This is a genomic window from Pseudoduganella sp. (assembly GCF_041914865.1).
Taxonomy (GTDB): Bacteria; Pseudomonadota; Gammaproteobacteria; order Burkholderiales; family Burkholderiaceae_D; genus Rugamonas.
Genome location: NZ_JAYSCO010000002.1, coordinates 101852 through 118398, shown reverse-complemented (window position 1 = coordinate 118398; position 16547 = coordinate 101852). Strand labels below are relative to the sequence as shown.

Sequence of the window (16547 nt, the reverse complement as noted above, 5' to 3'; positions counted from 1 at the left end):
ATTGCCGTTCTCTTAACCATTACCTGAGAATAAGAGGACGACAATGAAAGTGATGCACGCAGTACCCGCCCTGGCCCTCGGCCTGCTGGCGGCTGGCGCCTGGGCGCAGGAGGAAGCTCCCGCGCCGGAAGGCGAAAAGGTTGTGATCACCGGCCAGCGCCCCGGCCCCGGCTTGTGGAAGGTCAGCAAAGGCGACCACGTGATGTACGTCTTCGGCGATTACGCGCCGCTGCCGGCCAAGATGGACTGGCGTTCGCACGAAGTGGAAGCGATCCTGGCCAAGTCGCAGGAGTACCTGCCCAAGCCCGACTTCGGTATTTCCGTCGGCCTGTGGGGCGGCTTGAAGATGCTGCCTTTCGCCATCGGCTACAAGGACAACCCGGACGGCGCCAAGCTGGTCGACGTGCTGCCTGCCGAGACCTATGACCGCTGGCAGGTGCTGAAGGCCAAGTACATCGGCAAGGACTCCGGCATCGAGCGCGAACGCCCGATGTTCGTGGCCGAAACCCTGTACAGGAAGGGCCTGGAGAAGAACGGCCTGACCATGCGCACCGGCGTCGCTGAGAAGATCCATAAGATCGCCCAGCAGTACAAGGTGAAAACCACTTCCAGCAGCTTCCATATGGAGCTGGAAAATCCCGGCCAGGCGCTCAAGGCCTTCAAGAACTCTCCCGGCGCCGATACGGCCTGTTTTGCCAAGACCGTGGACAAGCTGGAGAGCGACCTCGATGCCATGCGCGTGCGCGCCAACGCGTGGGCGGTTGGCGACATGTCGAAAATCACTTCGCTAAGCTTTGCGGAACGCGAAGAGGCCTGCAAGGAAGCCGTGAAAGCCAACGATGCATTCAAGTCGAACGAGAAGCTGGTGCAGGCGGAGAAGGATATCGGCCGGAAGTGGCTGGAGAATGCCGAGCGGGCGCTGGCGGCGAACAGCACGACGTTTGCCGTGCTGTCGCTGGCGCGCATCCTCGATCCGAAGGGGCCGCTGGCCGAGCTGCAGGCCAAGGGCTATAAGGTGGAGGCACCCGAGTAAGGTGCGCGGCGGGCGCCCCGGCAGGGCGCTCGCGCCGTGTCAGGCGCGCTTGGCCAGCGGGGCCGGCGCGCCGCCCAGGCGCACTTGCTGGTGGCTGGACGGCACCGGCTTCAGGCTGGCGCCAGGCTTGCCTTTGGCGCCGGCCTGCGGCGGCAGCTTGAATACTTCCAACGCCTTGGCCACGGCCTGCGCCTGCAGGTCGAGAACGCCGGTGGCAGCGGAAGCTTCCTCCACCATCTGGCTGTTCTGGCGCGTTACCTCATCCAGCTGCACGATGGCGTCCTTCACCTGGTTGACGCCGTTGCTCTGTTCGCGCGTCGCGCCGCTAATCTCGCCCATGATGTCGGCCACCTGGCCGATGGCGGCAATCACCGCATCCATGTCGGCGCCCGCCGTGGTAGCCACGCTGGCGCCGGCTTCGATCTTGTCGGCCGAAGCGTCGATCAGGGCCTTGATGTCCTTGGCCGCCGCCGCGCTGCGCTGCGCCAGGTTGCGCACTTCGCTCGCCACCACCGCGAAACCGCGCCCGCTCTCGCCGGCGCGCGCCGCTTCCACTGCTGCATTCAGCGCCAGGATATTGGTCTGGAATGCGATGCCGTCGATCAGGCCGATGATGTCCACGATCTTGCGCGAGGACTGGCGGATATCGTCCATCGCCGTCACCACCTGCTCCACCGCTACGCCGGTGCGGGCCGCCAGCGCGGTCGCTTCGCTGGCCACGCTGTTGGCGGTATTCACGTTGTCCGCCGTCTGGCTTACGGTGCCGGTGATTTGGCCCATGTGGGCGGAAGTCTGCTCCAGGTTGGCGGCCTGCGCTTCGGTGCGGGCCGCCAGGTCGAAGTTGGCGGTGCGCACTTGGGTGGTGGTGCTGCGGGTCAGGGCGAAGTTGCCGCGGATATCGCCCAGGATGGAAGCCAGGTTCAGGTTCAGCTGGCGCACGAAGGCTTGCAGCTGGCCCAGTTCATCGTGGCGGTCCACCGCCATGCGCGTGGTCAGGTCGCCGCCGGCCAGGATGCGGGTGGCGTTGATGCAGGCCTGGACCGGCGCCACCACGGCGCGGTGCAGGGTGAACCAGCCGTACAGGGCCAGCGCTGCCAGCAGCACGGCTTGCACGTGCAGTGCGGTATCGGGGTAGGGCAGCACGGCGTGCAGCGCCATTGACACGGCCAGCAGGGCAACGCTGCCGAAGGTCAGGGCCAGGCGCTGCGACAGCGAGATGTCGCGCAGCGCGTTGGTGAATTTGCGGCGGCCGCGCGCAGCCGCCGCGCCGCGGTGGATGCGCACGCCGTCCGGGTTGGGACCTTTGACGGTGCGGTACAGGCGCTCCGCGTCCTGCACCTGTTCGCGCTTGGGCTTGGTGCACACCGACATGAAGCCGGTGGTGCGGCCCTTCTCGATCACCGGCGTGACGTTGGCGATGCACCAGAAGAAGCCGCCTTCCTTGCAGCGGTACTTGACCAGGCCGCGCCATGGCTCGCCGGACATGGTGGTGCGCAGCATGTCCTCATCCACTTCGCCCGGCATGTCGGGATGGTGCAGCGCGACCTGTGGGCGGCCGTGGAGGTCTTCATCGGAGTAACCGCTGGTTGCTACAAACGTCGAATTGGCGTAAGTCAGGCGGCCCTGCAAATCCATGGTGAGGACGATCGGTTTGCCGTCTTCAAGGAGGGTTTCGTGTTCGGCTGTGCTGCGCATGTAGGGGACTTTGCTTCAGGGTGGAAGGATCGCCGAGCATACTAGCAGATAGGCTTTTGGCCGGGACGAGGCCATGCACTAAGCATGGCCTTTCCGTGGTATTTTCGCAAAACTGTTGTTGCGCGATTAATTTATTGTGACTATTTGGCCACCTTCGCGCCCACCAGCCTGGCCACCCCGGCCAGAGTGGTTTGCGCGGCGTTCAGGCCAAGCAGGAAATCCTTGTCCGAATAGTTGGCATACAAATCGGTTGGCTGGTGCCAGTGCGGATTCCAGCCGGCGCCGATCTGCTGCCCGCGCTCGTTCTCGCGCAGCGAGATGGAAGGCACCAGGTCCATGAACGGGGTGGAGTCGGTGTTCGTCATATGGAAGCCCACCGTGGCCGGGTAGTTGGTGGCGTAGCGGTCGTTCGCGGCGCGGAAGGCCCAGGCCAGTTTGGCCGAGCCTTCCGCCTGTTTCGATTGCGATTGGAACTCGATGTTCACGTCCGCCTCCAGGCGCTGCTCCTTTGGCAGCTCGTAGACCGGCTTTCCTTTGTCGTCCAGCACCGGCTTGCCGGCGGCGTCCAGCTTCGGCACCGGCATGCCGTGGTCATACAGCATCATGTCGTGCTGGATCATGCCGAGCCACTTCGGCTCCGGATACTTGCCCGAGCCTTTGGGCGACTCGATGCCCTGCAAGTCCTTGCGCTGCTCAACGTAAGCGGCGGCGCCATTCAGGCCGGTTTCCTCGTTGTTCCAAAGGGCGAAGCGGATCGAGCGTTCGGTCTCCACGCCCGGCTGGCTGAAGATGCGCGCCAGCTCCATCACCAGCGCTGTGCCGGAGCCGTCGTCATTGGCCGCTTCGCCAAAGCCGATGCCGTCCATGTGCGCGCTCACGATGTACATTTCGTCCGGACGGGTCTTGCCGATCTTGGTGCAGTAGACGTTTTCGCGCAGCGAAGTGCCGGGCGGGGTCGGCTCCGCATTCAGCGCGCGCAGGCGCTCGTCCGGCTGCTTCATCGGATCGTTGTTGACGCCAGTGGGCGCGCGGTTGCCGAACAGGGTGCTGCCACCCTGGCCTGGCGGACCGCCCGCGCCACCGCCCGCTGCTACCGCAGGCTTGCTGCGCACCGCCGGTTCGGTGAACTGGTACTGCAGGCGTTCCACGTTGGAGCAGCCGTAAGCCTTCAGCTGCGCCTCGATCCAGTCCAGCGCCTGGCGGTTGCGCAAGGTGCCCTGGCGGCGGTCGCCGAACTTGGTCAGCGCCTTGATCGTCGCTTTGTATTGTTCGAGCTCCAGCTGCCCGACCAGCACGCTGATCGGATCCGCCGGCGCGGCGGCCGGCTGTTGCTGGGCCATTGCATGCGGTGCAGCCAGGGCAAAAGTCAGGGCCAGCGCCAGGCTGGCGGCGCTGCGGCGTGGGGTGGGCGTCATCGGGTTTCCTCGCAATGTCTCGGTGCCGAGGATGATGGCAGATTTGCGGGCGGGCGAAAGCAGAAAATTGTAGCGCCGTTGTTACATGGGGCGGTGGCCGGGGTCCCGCAAGGTCGACGCCCGGCCGCCGCGCCGCTTTACTTCTGTGAGCTGAGTTCCGGTTTGTACTCGATCATTTCGCCCACAATGCTGTCCACGTTGCGCGCCACGTCTTCCAGGTACTTGTCGTAGGAGCCGGCGCCGTTGACTTCATCGTATGCCTGGCTGTACATGCGGGTGTCGTTGTCGAAGTCCTTGAAGCCGTCCTTCAGCCGCCCGGCCACGATCACCTGCGCCTGGCCCGAAGACCAGCTGCGCCAGACCGCGACATTGCGCCCCAGTTTTTCCCAGACGGCCTTGTTGGTCTTTAATGCCGCGGTGTTGGCAACGCCGCGCCCCGGCTTGATGTAAAAGCGCGTCAGCACGGCTTTGTTCGACCAGTTGCCGGCCTGCGTCGTGCTGAGCTTTTCGTCGAAGGTGACGAACATGGTCGGCGCCGACTTCGAGATATGCGGCAGGATCATGGTTTCGTAGTGTTTGGAGTGCTGGGCCGACAGGTCGCCGCGCCCGTCCAGTGCGGTCCAGCCATTGGGGCCTTCGTTGATCTGGAAAGCGCCGCTATCGGGACCGCTGAGCACTTCGTACACCCGCCACTTCCATTGGCCGCTGTGATACTCCTTGACGTGGGCCGCCAGCGCTTTCTTGAATGCCGCCATATGGCCGTCCTTGACCCACACGCGGTCGGTGATGAGGACGACCGCAGGTGGCGTTTGCGCCAGGGCGAACAATGGCAGTAACAGGACAAGCAAGATTGTCTTTTTCATTTCAGCCTCTCGTTTTTTTGTTGTAAAGATCGGCCTTGCGGATTGAAAAGTATAGGCGGCGCACAAGCGAAAGGATAATGAATTGTTCCTATTGGTAGATGGATGTCTGGCACCGGATGTCAATCCGCGCTGCGCATGTGCTGCGCAGCGCGGACGGGTTATATCTTCTTGAACACGAGGTTGCGCACTTCATCGACCACGACCTGGAAGCCGGTCACTTCCGAGTTTTTGCCGCGGATGAATTTAATGCCCGCCATGAAGCGCTTGTCGCCGGCGAACATGTCGCGGCTCATGGGCTTGAAGCTCACGCTGCCGGCGCGCAGGTTGCTGGCCGTGAGCCCGCCGCCCGCTGCGGAGAGGACGTAGGCCGCATCCACCTCCTCGCTGTAGAAGGTGCCGCTGAACTGCGCCAGCTCGTCCCGCGTGTAGGGCACGGGCCGGTAGGGCTGGTACACCTGCGGGTCGCTGCCGCTCATGCTGTAGTGGATGTTGTTGTCGACGAAGCGGACCATGAACTGATCGTCGCCTTCCACTTTTACCTGGAAGGTGGAGTCGTCCAACGGGATCATCTCGCGGCCTTCCGCACCCTCGGCCCGGCTGAAATACAGCGCACCGTCTTTGAGGTAAACCTTGCCAGCCAGCGCGCGCACCGGATTCCAGTAGTCGCCCTCGTACCGCTGCAACTGCTGCGGACTCAGTTTCACGGCTTTGAGCTTGTCGTAATCGATGTTGGGCGGCTCGGGGAACTGGTCTTCCAGCAGCACGGTCGCCAGGCGCATGCCGTAGCCGCCACTGTAGGCCAGGCCGGAGCTCAACGTGATGACGGTGAATTTTTGCGCGGGGAAGCTGAAGATCGAGCTCGCATAACCGCCGTAGCCACCGATCATGTAGACCTTGGGTATGCCGCGCTCCAGGCCGACGTGGTGCTGGCTGTAGTTGGAAATACTGGAGATATCCTTGATGGTGGCGCCGCCATCGAGCCGGATGGGCGTATCCAGCTTGCTGGCGATGGACTTGATGCCGGGCGCCTGGGACGCGAGGTACGCGCGCCAGCGCGACAGATCGCGCACGGAGGAGTAGAGGTTCATCGGACCTGCCACGCCGCTGCCGAAGTCCTTTTTATACGTGCCGTTTTCGGCCGTGCGGTAAGGCACGGCGGTATTCGCCATCGGCAGGGAGTTGTCATACACGAAGACGGAATTCGCCATGCCCAGCGGAGTAAAGAACTGGTTCTTGCAGAACACGTCGAATGCTTGCCCCGACACCGCCTCCACGATCTTCGCCAGCAGCACCAGGCGGGTGTCGCCGCCGGGCGAGAAGGCGCGGCCTGGCTTGAAGTTCAGGGCCTTCTGCCTGCCGACAAACTGGAGGATGCTCTTGGGCTGATCCGGCTCGCGCAGGTCCCAGCCGGCCAGGGACTTCAGCACCCTGTAGCCGCGCAGGCCGTCCGTCGAGCTCAGGAGGTGGCGCACGGTGATCCTGTCGCCGAAGTCGGGTAGCTCGGGCAGGTATTTGCGGACATCGTCATCCAGCTGCAGCTTGCCCTGCTCCTCCAGCATCAGGGTCGCAACGGCGATGAATTCCCAGGCCATTTTGTCGACCTGGAACCTGGTATCGACGGTGGCCGGGATTTTGTGTTCGAGGTTGGCGCTGCCGAAGGCCTTTTCGTACACAACTTTGCCGTCCTTCAGTGCGACGATTGCCAACGCCGGCTTGTCCGGCGAGTTCACTTCGCTGAGGATTTTCTCGATGGCCTGCGAGGACGCAGCGTCGATGGCGCCGGCGGCATCGGCCGCGTTGGCGGTGAACGGCAGCGACGCCACGTACCAGAGCGCCAGGTATTTTGCCAGGTTGGTATTCATGGAGCCTCCTTAGTTAGCCTGGATGGTTTCGACGACTTTGCGCGCGACCGATGCGGTGGCCGACGGGTCTTGTCCCGTGATGATGTTTCCGTCCGCAACGTGGAAGTTGTCGCCAAATTTTTTGGAGTAGACGAAATTGCCGCCGTTCCTGCTGATCTCCTTGTCGATTGAGAAGGGGAAGGTCTTGTAGTACTCGGCCTTCGTATCTTCGAAGAGGTCGGGGAAGCCGGTGACCTGTTTGCCGGCGAAGAGCGGCTTGCCATCGCGGCCTTTCAGGTGGGCGATGCCTGCGGTGCCATGGCAGACGGCGGAAATCACACCGCCACTCTCGTAGATGCGGCCGGCGATATCCTGGATACCCTTGTTCTCCGCCACGCCGAACATTGCGGCCCCGCCGCCGCTGTAATACACCGCCTTGTAATCGGCCGGGTTGACCTGCTCCGGCTTGAGCGTGTTCTTGAGCAGGCCCATGAAGGCCGGGTTGTACAGGTGCTCTTTCTGGACGCTGCTGGAGGTCTGGATATAGCCGAGCGGAATGGCGCCGCCGTTCGGGCTGACAAAGTCCACCACATAGCCGTTCTTGGTGAAGACGTCGTAGGCGACGGCGATTTCCTCGAAATGATTCGCCGTATTCAGCTTGGTATTGCCGTAGGTGTGCTGGTTGGAGGTGACAAACAGGATCTTCCTGGCCTTGGGCGCCTCTTTATAGGTATAACTCTTTTGCACGATCTTCCACGCGCCTTGATATTTCAGCAGCAGGAAATAATCGGTGTACAGGCGCGAGCCGGGAATTAATACTTCCACTTTGGCGGCCGCCGCATTATTTTCAACGTCAATCGAAAGGATGCGGCCGCGCCGATGGTTTTTGCTGCCGGGGGCGAAATTGGCAATATATTGTTCGCCGGAACGGATAAGCAGCTCATTGGCTTCATTCACGGCATACAGCTTAAAGTCCGGGTGGAAGGCATTTCTTAAGCGGGCCTGGTCGCTATTTGCGGTGCCTTCTATGTAATCGTTCAGGGTTTGGGTTATTTGCTCGGTATCGGACTGGGCGCGCGCCGCGCCGGGCAGCGCAAGGAACAGGCACACGCCCAGCACGGCGCTCAGGAAATGATGCAGGCTCATGAATTGACCTCAAGTTGTTGTCGGGAGCTACAACTTAGCGGCCAAGTGCCTGGCCGGAGTCGCGAAGCATGATTTCGGACTCCGGATACATAATTCCGCAGTGATCTATGGGGCCGCAGCGGCGCGGAAACTGGCCGGCGTCTGCCCGGTGATCTTCTTGAAGGCGGCGAAGAAAGTGGAGTTGGAGTTGAAGCCGCTGCGCTCGGCCACCAGCTCCATGTTCAGGTGCGATTCGCGCAGCAGCAGGTCTTGCGCGTGCTGGATGCGGAATTCATTGATATACAGGTTAAAACTTTTTCCCAGGTTATCGTTAATTACCTGCGAAACCGTGGTCTGCAAATTGCCGACCTTTTTTGCCAGCAGCGCCAGGTTTAAATTCGGATTCAAATACAGCTGCTGCCCGCGCATGACTTCGTCCAGCGCGCCGATTAATGCGCGCGCCTCGGTTTCATCCAGCCTGCGGTTCTGGTATTTGTCCTTTTTCGCATCTGATTGCAGGAAAAAAGTCAGTACCGTGACATGGATCGAGAAAGTAAATGAAAGGGCGCCGACAATATAAGAAGTGATGGGCGTGCTCACATAGGCAGCGAGAATCAGGCAGCTGCTGAAGAAAACACTATGCAGCAAAATGGTCTGGCGCGACAGGACGCGCGCCTGCCATAACTCGCGCCCCGCCAAAAGCAGGTAGAGCAGCCAATAGATATGGACGCCGCCCATGACGTGGTGCCAGATGTAAGGGTAGGCGGAATACGGGAAGACGACCCCCAGGCCAACGATAAGGAGCGCCAGCAGGATGTGCCAGCGCCAGTGCCGGCTGACGGCGCGCTGTTTCAGGTCGGCCAGGCTGCAGTGCACATACAGGTAGGTCAGCGGTCCGATGAACAGGCAGGCCGACATGCCGAACTGCAGGAATTCGACCGCAAGGTCGGGGTTGAAGTAGTAAAAAGTCGATTTGCCGGTGCGTACGCCAACCGCCACCAGCAAGGCGCCCAGCATGCCGTTGGCCAGGCGCTGCGTGCGCCGGCTGAACAGGTAGCACGCCAGGAAGAGGCCATTGACCGCACCGAGGGCGCTAAAAAGGAAGAGAAGTTGTTTGGAAAGCATGGAGGCGCTGTCTGGCCGAAATTGCTCGCATTGCAACATCGGCATGCGATCTTGTCAACTACCATGAAGCCGCATAGAATGCGGGGCACGCGGGTGTAGTTCAATGGTAGAACGGCAGCTTCCCAAGCTTTAGACGTGGGTTCGATTCCCATCACCCGCTCCAGTCCCCTCTCGCACTCGCCATGGCCAAGACAAACTTCCAGGTGTTGCTGTGTGGTGATGCGCGCATCAAGGCAGTGGATGCGCATAGCGTCCAAACCTTTTCCCGGCATACCCACGAACAGTTCGGCATCGGCCTGGTCACGCGTGGTGCGCAGAAGTCCTTCAGCTGCCGTGGCATGGTCGAGGCCACAGCCGGCGACCTGATCACCGTGAATCCCAACGAAGTGCACGATGGCGCGCCGCTGGGCGATGCCGGGCGTAGCTGGAAGATGCTGTACCTGGAGCCTGGCCTGGCAGCGGAGCTGCTGCGGGATGGCTGCGATGATCCTGCGGCGGGCGGCGCCACGGCGCCGGGCGCGCTGGAATTCCAGGCGCCGGTGCTGCGCGACGCGGCGCTGGCGGCGGCGTTCGTGCGCGCGTATGACGCCGCCACCTCGACACTTCCCGGGGCGCGCCTGGCGGCTGAGCAGCATTTACTGGATCTGCTGGCGCAATCGCTGCTGCGGCATCGGCATGCCAAGGCTGGCGCCGTGGCATCGACCAGTGCGGCCCAGTCCATGATGCTGGACGACCCGCTCACCGACTGGTCGCTGGCCGAGCTGGCGCAGGCCTGCGGCATGAGCCGCTTCCAGCTGGTGCGCTCCTTCGCCCGCAACACGGGCTTCACCCCGCATGCCTATCTCCTGCATCGGCGCATTTTGCTGGCACGCCAGCTGATTGCCAGTGGCACGCCTCTGGCCGAAGCTGCTGCGGCCAGCGGTTTCGCGGACCAGAGCCATATGACCCGGGTCTTCGTGCGCAAGTACGGCATTGCGCCGGGAGCCTTTGCAATTTCGTTCAAGACCTGAAGTCCTGCCGGGCCTAGCCTGTCGTTTTCTACTGCGGAGGACGACAAATGGCAGGATATCTGTATTGCGCGCTGGCGATGTTAACGGTCGGCAGCACGGTGGTGGTCAGCAAAAACATTGGGGCCACCTTGCCCCCGTTTACCGCGACGGCACTGCGGTTTTCCATGGCCCTGCCGGTTTTCCTTGTGCTGTGCTGGCTGCTGCGGGCGCGCATGCCGCGTGTTGGATTGCGCGATACGGTGCTGCTGGTGATGCAGGCTTGCGCGGGAAGCGTCGGCTATACGGTGCTCTTGATTTCGGGGACCACGCTGACATCCGCCGCAACCGCTGGCGTATTGCTTGGCACGCTGCCCATCGTCTCGGGCGCCTTCGCGGTGTTGGTGCTGGGCGAGCGCCCCACGCTGCGCCTGCTGGCTGCAATCGGGCTGGCGGCGATCGGCGTGATCGTCGCCAGCGGCATCGCCTGGCCGGCGGCAGTGGCGGTTCCGGCTGCACACTTGATGTCCGATGGGCACGCGCCGGCCCATGCCGTCAACGTCCAACAGGTGCTGGGCTCGGCGCTGATGCTGGCGGCGGTGGCCTGCGAGGCATTTTTCATCTTGCTGCACAAGCGCCTGCGTGCGCCGATCGATGCCTTGCCGCTGTCCACGCTGATGTGTGCCATGGGCTTCCTGTTTGCCGGCGTGGTGGCCTTGTTCGCCGAGCAGCCGTGGCAACTGCAGATCGATGCCGCCACCTGGAAGGCAATGGCGTTCTATGCGCTGGTGCCGACGGTGTTGGGTTTCCTGCTCTGGTATGTGGGGACTTCACGCGTCAGCGGTATGGAGGCGGCGCTGTTTACCGCGCTGGCGCCAGTGTCCGCCACGATACTGGCCAGCACCATCCTGCGCGAACCGATCATGCTGCACCAGCTGGCCGGCCTGGCATGCGTGCTGGCGGCCGTGGCCAGCCTTACCGGCGCCCGGAACAGTCTTGCCTAGGGGATATAATTGACTGGAAGTTCGATCTCTTTAACTACCTTTTCAACGCCTATGCACCGTCGGGATAAAGTGACCAGTTTCCTGATGCTCGGTGCCGCTGCTATTGCGGTACTTGCCATGGCAGGCTCCTTGCTGGTCTCGATGGTATCGATTGGCTCAACGATTTACCACGGCAGTATCGCAGCTGCTAAATGGGAGATGACCGGGGGCGAGATCACCAGTGTTACGGCCGAAAAGGCATGTGGGAGGTCCGGCCAACGGCGCGAGGTCGTTGTTGCATACCGGTATAGTGTGAATGGCGCCCCGTATACGAATGACTGGGTAGGTTTCGACGTCGACGAGTGTGCCTCACCGCGCGAGGCTGATGAATTGCTGGGCGCCTACCGTCGCGGCGCCTTTACAAACGTCTTCTATAACCCGGACAATCCGGCGCAAGCAATTTTGCGCACGGGACTCAAAAGCGAAACATATATCGCCGGTGCGCTATCGCTCCTGTGGATGGTTGCAGCAGTGTATTGGGCTTTCCGCAAGTGGCAACGAATTCAAAGAAGGGTGATGACATGAAAATCTTCAAATACGTAAGCGGCTTTGTGGCCGGGATGGTGCTGGCTGCCAGCGTTCACGCGGACCCGCTGGCTGCGTTGACCGAGAAGGAAGCGGGCGGCGGGCTCAAAGCGGCCCTGGAGGCGGGGTCGGTGGCGGCGGTCGGCAAGCTTGGCGTTGAGGGCGGCTTCCTGAACAACGACGCAGTGCGCATCAAGCTGCCGCGCGCCTTGGAAAAAGCACGGCCCATCCTGGCCCTGGCCGGCCGCGCCGAGCAGTTGGATGAACTGGAAACCGCGATGAACCGCGCGGCTGAGCAGGCCGTGCCGCTGGCCAAGCCGCTGCTGGTGAACGCGGTGAAGTCGATGACGGTGCAGGATGCAAAACAGATCCTGACCGGCGGCGATACCTCGGTGACCGATTTCTTCAAGGAGAAGACGGCGGCGCCGCTGGCGCTCAAGTTCAAGCCGATTGTGAAACGCGTGACCGACAAATCCAAGCTGTCGGCCAAGTTCAATGGCGCCATGGCGCAGGCGAGCAAATTCGGCCTGGCCAGCGAAGAGCAGGCCACGGTGGAAGCCTACGTCACCCAGCGCGCGCTGGATGGCCTGTACCTGATGATTGCGGAAGAAGAAAAGAAAATCCGCGAGAACCCCGTGTCTTACGGCAGCAAGGCGATTGCCAAGGTATTCGGCCTGCTCAAATAAGCGTGCGCCGGCGCGGGTTGCGCGCCTGGGCTGCTGAGTTCAATACTTCCAGCTGCCCGGATTTGAAGGTTTGCTGGTGCTCGCCGTCGCTGTCGCGCCAGCGGCACAGCACATCCTCGTCATCGCCGAGGCCCGAGCGCCCCGGCGTAGTGCGGATCACCAGCATCTTATGGCGCCAGCCCATTGGCCGCACCGCATCGCCTGCCTTTGCCCGTTCACGTTCCATGATTGCCTCCTGCGCGCTACTGGCATCATGATACGCCTGCCGGGGCGGGCAGGGCGCGCGCCAGGCTTAACTGCCGACCAGCTGTACCGCGTCGATTTCCAGACGGTCCGTGGTCACATTGTTGGATTTGGTGATGCGGGCAGCCTTCACCTTGTAGCTGGTTTTCTCGATCGGCTGCACAAACCAGGTACGGGCACCGCGCTTGTCGGCCTTCACCGTATGTACGCCGCTCCAGATGGTGTTCCACTTGCCTTCGGTATCCTGCAGCTCGACCTTGGTGATGCCTTCCAGGCCGTAGCCGTCGTTGATCGCCAGGCGCAGCTGCGTGGCGTTGACGGGTTTTTCGAACGACACTTCCAGCGAGTCGAAACCGACATCGGAATTATTGGTGGACCAGTATTTGCCATCTACCTTTCCGGTTGCGCGCACTGGCTCATAGCTCGAACCGTAGCTGGAAGTGGCGTTGGCGCTGCTGGCCCACTGCGCGCTGGCGTCGTTGATATAGCCGTCTTCCATGTTCGAGTAATCGAGCTTGGCCTGGCGCTTGGCGACTTCTTTTTGCTCGTCGCTCAGGTTCTCCGTGTCGACCTGCGGCGTTTGCAGCGGACCATTGCCGCTGGAAGCGGTCGCAGGGGCGGTTGCCGCCGGGGCCGGCGCTGGCGCTGGGGCAGCGGCAGGTGCTGCAGCTGGCGCGGCCTCCGGAGTTGGGGCTGGCGGAGGTTCCTTCTTGGCGCAGGCTGCCAGCAGTAAGGCTGGCAAGAGCAGGGCGTACTTGACGTTCATGGCTTCCCTTAAATGATTATTAAAACAACAACCATGAAATCTTGGCACAAATGCCAGTGCCATTCAATTGTGCGCGGGGTGCCGGACCTGTTTTGCGCAGCTCTGTGACTTTTCGAGAGAAACAGGTGATGAATTTCCGTTAACCTCGGCCAGTCGTGACCAGATGGGAATTCAATGAAAACACTGTTGTCGGTAATCGCTGCCGTGGCACTCCTGGGGGGCAGCCATTGGTACCTGATGAATGAACCCGCATTCCAGTCAGTCAAACAGGCGCTGTTTGACTCCCGCATTGGCGATCAATTTGCGGAAGGTATCCATACCCTGGTGATTTATCGATACAGCTCCAAGGTCTTTAGCTCCGAAAATGAGCGCGAACAGATCGTGAATGGATGTCGTCGCTATTTCCTCTACGCGCAAGGGCGGCGCGAGCACCGCTTCCTGCAGGTCACCATGCGGCTGGATGTAAGCAACGATCGCGGCTGGCGCATTGTGAGCATTCGGGACGCGGATGAATCGGAGGCGGCATGCAAACCCGGTCTCAGGTCGGCATATACCGCCGCGCAGGTACGCGGCTGGATGGATGACCTCACGACGTCGCCGGACAGCCAGCAAGCGGCCTTGGACAAGTTGTCCTTGCTGGAGGGGACGGGAGAGGGGTACCTATTCCGCTACCTCGAAGACCCCCGGCGACTGGCGGATAGGCAGTTGCGTTTCCTGAATACGCGGCCGGGAGCTGTAAGGCCGCACTATATGGTCGAAGCCAGCACGGTGCAGGAGGCGATGTTGCGCTACCTTTGCTGGCAATCCGATGTCTGCAATCCGCAATTGCCGGCAGGCGAGCTGGTGGCGGCGCGCAAGCAGCTGCTGGCCTATTGCCGCAAAGATGAAGCTTGCGCCGCGCGGGCCATGCTGCACATGGTGGCGGCGCCCGATGTTTAGGCGAGGTTGATGTCGAGCAGCACGGCGTACGACAGGCGCTTGCCTTCGTACAGGTGGCCGCCGCGGATCACGGCATCGGACGAAGTGAGCTGGCCGCTGATCTCGTGCCGGGCCAGCATGGCGCGGAAGGCCAGCGCGTCTTTCGGTGCCAGGTAGCCCACCATCTGGTTGTTGAGGAAGACCGCCACCGCCTTGTCCTCGTAGGGATTGTTATCGTCCGGCAGCAGCAGTGCCTTGTGGTGGGCGTCGGCCGGGGCATCGCCATGCTGGCCGGCCAGCGCGTGGATGGTGTCCGAGTAGCGCGACTCTCCCAGCACTTCCAGCTGGAAGCGGCCCTCGTCGCTCCAGTGGTGCACCGGTTCGCCTTGCGGCAGCGGGGTGTAGGAGCCGCCCGCCGGCTTGCCGCTTGGCGCCGGGGCTGCCTTGGGGCCGCCCTTGAGCAGGAAATACAGCGTGACCAGTGCCAGGATGATGATGACGATATTCAGTGCGAGGGCCATAAAAGGGAGCTTCCAGGGTTGCGTGACCCGCTATTATCGCAGGCCGCCGCGTAAAGGGCGAATAGGCTGCAATGGTATAATCGCCCCTTTTCCTTGCACGTTTAGCCATGTCTTCCGAAACCACGCCAAAGGGCAAAATGCTCTATGACCCGACCGAACACCGCATCCGCAGCTTTGTAACGCGCGCGGGACGCCTGTCCACGGCACAAGAGCGTGCGCTGAAGGACTTCGGGCCACAATTCCTGATCGAACACAAGAAAGAGGCGCTCGACTTCGAGCAGACTTTCGGCCGCAAGGCGCCGGTCGTGCTGGAAATCGGCTTCGGCATGGGCGGCACCACGGCGCACATCGCCAAAGTGATGCCGGAGAAGGACTTCATCGGCGTGGAAGTGCACACTCCCGGCGTGGGCAGCCTGCTCAAGATGATTGGCGAGGAAGGCATTCCCAACCTGCGCGTGATCCAGCATGACGCGGTGGAAGTGCTGCGCGACATGATCCCGGCCGGCTCGCTGGCGGGCGTGCATATCTACTTCCCCGACCCTTGGCACAAGGCGCGCCACAACAAGCGCCGCCTGATCCAGGCGCCATTCGTGAAGACCCTGTGCGAGCACCTGGCGCCGGGCGGCTACATCCACCTGGCCACCGACTGGGAAGACTACGCAGTGCAGATGCTGGAAGTGCTGTCCGCCGAACCAGCGTTGCAGAACACCGCCGACGGCTACGCGCCGCAGCCAGCCTACCGCCCGCTGACCAAGTTCGAAAACCGCGGCCTGAAACTGGGCCACGGGGTGTGGGACCTGGTGTTCGTCAAGAAGTGATTTTTGCGCCGGCGGGCGCACCCGCCGGTTTGCGTGCTGGCATAAAGGCCAGCAGATTCCCCCCGATGACCAGCAGCAGTCCGGCCAGCGCCAGGCTGCTCCACTGGTAGCCTTCGAAGAAGGTCGACACCGTCAGCGCCACCACCGGGAACAGCACCGTGCAGTAGGCCGCGCGGTCCGGCCCGATCCTCCCCACCAGCAGCAGGTAAGCCGTGAAGGCGATCACCGATCCGGGCACGGCCAGGTAGAGCAGTGCGCCGACGTAGCGCGCGCTTGGGTCGAAGGTGAACGGCATGCCAAGCAGCAGGGCACCGAGCGTGAGGATGGTGGCGCCGCACAGCATGGCCCAGGCATTGGTCAGCCATGGCTGCATGCCCAGCGCCTGCATGCGGCTGGAGAGCAGGTTGCCGGTCGAGAAGCACAAGGTGCCCAGCAGCGCCAGGCCCAGGCCGGCCAGCATGCCGCTGTCGTTCCAGTGGCCATGCATGGAGGGCAGGAACAGCATCACGATGCCGGCCAGCCCCAGCACCGCGCCGCCCAGCACTTGCGGGCGGATCGGGCGTTGCATGAACAGGCGGCCGTTGATGGCGTTCCAGATCGGTGCGGTGGAAAACACCACGGCCACCAGGCCGCTCGGCACCCACATGGTGGCGTAGTAGAAGCACAGGAAGTTACAGCAGAACAGGGCCAGGCCTTGCGCCAGCAGGTAGCGCCACGCCGTGCGCGGCGGCAGCATCGGCTGGCGGCGCGCGAGCAGGATCAGCATCAGCACCAGCGCGGCGATCCAGAAACGGTAGGCGATCGAGACCGGCGCCGGCACCACGCCCAGTTGGAATTTGATCGCGATCCAGGTGGTGCCCCAAATGAGCACCGTAGTCAGGTAGAGGGACAGGTTCATAGTGCTGCCAGTGTGCCGCGCCGCGCACACTGGCAGTTGTCTGGCC

At 62.4% G+C, this 16547-nt stretch carries 17 protein-coding genes and 1 tRNA gene; 8 read left to right on the top strand and 10 right to left on the bottom strand.

All coding sequences use genetic code 11. From position 1 onward, the window contains the following. Positions 1-43: 43 nt before the first annotated feature. Positions 44-1033, top strand: coding sequence for a TraB/GumN family protein (locus tag ACE3TQ_RS01555; RefSeq protein ID WP_374580151.1), 990 nt, complete (start codon positions 44-46; stop codon positions 1031-1033). 39 nt (positions 1034-1072) lie between these two features. On the opposite strand, the gene ACE3TQ_RS01550 is transcribed toward ACE3TQ_RS01555, so the two are convergent. The 6 genes from ACE3TQ_RS01550 to ACE3TQ_RS01525 form a co-directional block, all read right to left on the bottom strand. Then, positions 1073-2728 carry a methyl-accepting chemotaxis protein gene (locus ACE3TQ_RS01550; protein ID WP_374580150.1) on the bottom strand — a complete coding sequence of 552 codons (1656 nt, stop codon included), beginning with the start codon at positions 2726-2728 and terminating at the stop codon, positions 1073-1075. 140 nt (positions 2729-2868) lie between these two features. After that, positions 2869-4143 (bottom strand): M28 family peptidase, encoded by a 1275-nt coding sequence (locus tag ACE3TQ_RS01545; protein ID WP_374580149.1) that lies wholly within the window; start codon positions 4141-4143, stop codon positions 2869-2871. Between the two features lie 137 nt (positions 4144-4280). Continuing rightward, positions 4281-5006, bottom strand: a complete 726-nt coding sequence (locus ACE3TQ_RS01540) for a hypothetical protein (RefSeq protein ID WP_374580148.1) — start codon at positions 5004-5006, stop codon at positions 4281-4283. Between the two features lie 158 nt (positions 5007-5164). Continuing rightward, entirely contained in the window at positions 5165-6868 is a 1704-nt protein-coding gene (locus ACE3TQ_RS01535) for a serine hydrolase domain-containing protein (protein ID WP_374580147.1), read from the bottom strand. Positions 6869-6877: 9 nt separating this feature from the next. Then, a complete protein-coding gene (locus ACE3TQ_RS01530) occupies positions 6878-7993 on the bottom strand; it encodes a nuclear transport factor 2 family protein (RefSeq protein WP_374580145.1) in 1116 nt (371 codons plus the stop codon). Positions 7994-8098: 105 nt separating this feature from the next. After that, the gene (locus ACE3TQ_RS01525; RefSeq protein ID WP_374580144.1) at positions 8099-9097 is read right to left on the bottom strand and encodes a helix-turn-helix domain-containing protein; all 999 of its coding nucleotides are present in this window, start codon (positions 9095-9097) and stop codon (positions 8099-8101) included. A gap of 89 nt (positions 9098-9186) precedes the next feature. Here ACE3TQ_RS01525 and ACE3TQ_RS01520 point away from each other — a divergent pair. The 5 genes from ACE3TQ_RS01520 to ACE3TQ_RS01500 all read left to right on the top strand — a co-directional run bounded on the left by ACE3TQ_RS01520 (position 9187) and on the right by ACE3TQ_RS01500 (position 12337). Then, positions 9187-9260 (top strand) — tRNA-Gly (locus tag ACE3TQ_RS01520). A gap of 19 nt (positions 9261-9279) precedes the next feature. Continuing rightward, positions 9280-10107, top strand: coding sequence for an AraC family transcriptional regulator (locus tag ACE3TQ_RS01515; protein ID WP_374580143.1), 828 nt, complete (start codon positions 9280-9282; stop codon positions 10105-10107). A 47-nt stretch (positions 10108-10154) separates the two neighbouring features. Next, positions 10155-11087 (top strand): DMT family transporter, encoded by a 933-nt coding sequence (locus tag ACE3TQ_RS01510; protein ID WP_374580142.1) that lies wholly within the window; start codon positions 10155-10157, stop codon positions 11085-11087. Between the two features lie 69 nt (positions 11088-11156). After that, entirely contained in the window at positions 11157-11651 is a 495-nt protein-coding gene (locus ACE3TQ_RS01505) for a DUF3592 domain-containing protein (RefSeq protein WP_374580141.1), read from the top strand. After that, positions 11648-12337, top strand: coding sequence for a DUF4197 domain-containing protein (locus ACE3TQ_RS01500; protein WP_374580140.1), 690 nt, complete (start codon positions 11648-11650; stop codon positions 12335-12337). Before ACE3TQ_RS01505 ends, ACE3TQ_RS01500 begins: the two co-directional genes overlap by 4 nt. Here ACE3TQ_RS01500 and ACE3TQ_RS01495 read toward each other — a convergent pair. Together ACE3TQ_RS01495 and ACE3TQ_RS01490 are read right to left on the bottom strand one after the other, a co-directional pair. Continuing rightward, positions 12330-12563 (bottom strand): hypothetical protein, encoded by a 234-nt coding sequence (locus ACE3TQ_RS01495; RefSeq protein WP_374580139.1) that lies wholly within the window; start codon positions 12561-12563, stop codon positions 12330-12332. The two genes, ACE3TQ_RS01500 and ACE3TQ_RS01495, sit on opposite strands and share 8 nt — an antisense overlap. A 66-nt stretch (positions 12564-12629) precedes the next feature. Next, positions 12630-13346, bottom strand: coding sequence for a hypothetical protein (locus tag ACE3TQ_RS01490; protein WP_374580138.1), 717 nt, complete (start codon positions 13344-13346; stop codon positions 12630-12632). 174 nt (positions 13347-13520) lie between these two features. Here ACE3TQ_RS01490 and ACE3TQ_RS01485 point away from each other — a divergent pair, with 174 nt between their 5' ends. Further along, complete coding sequence (locus tag ACE3TQ_RS01485; RefSeq protein WP_374580137.1) at positions 13521-14285, top strand: hypothetical protein; 765 nt, start codon at positions 13521-13523, stop codon at positions 14283-14285. Here ACE3TQ_RS01485 and ACE3TQ_RS01480 read toward each other — a convergent pair. Next, positions 14282-14785, bottom strand: a complete 504-nt coding sequence (locus tag ACE3TQ_RS01480; protein WP_374580136.1) for a hypothetical protein — start codon at positions 14783-14785, stop codon at positions 14282-14284. The genes ACE3TQ_RS01485 and ACE3TQ_RS01480 overlap by 4 nt on opposite strands. Positions 14786-14922: 137 nt before the next feature. On the opposite strand from ACE3TQ_RS01480, the gene trmB reads away from it, so the two are divergent. Beyond that, on the top strand, positions 14923-15603 hold the full coding sequence (gene trmB, locus ACE3TQ_RS01475) for a tRNA (guanosine(46)-N7)-methyltransferase TrmB (RefSeq protein ID WP_374580229.1): 681 nt from the start codon (positions 14923-14925) through the stop codon (positions 15601-15603). Here the strand turns inward: trmB and ACE3TQ_RS01470 are convergent. Further along, complete coding sequence (locus ACE3TQ_RS01470; protein WP_374580135.1) at positions 15593-16501, bottom strand: DMT family transporter; 909 nt, start codon at positions 16499-16501, stop codon at positions 15593-15595. The genes trmB and ACE3TQ_RS01470 overlap by 11 nt on opposite strands. Positions 16502-16547 lie beyond the last annotated feature (46 nt).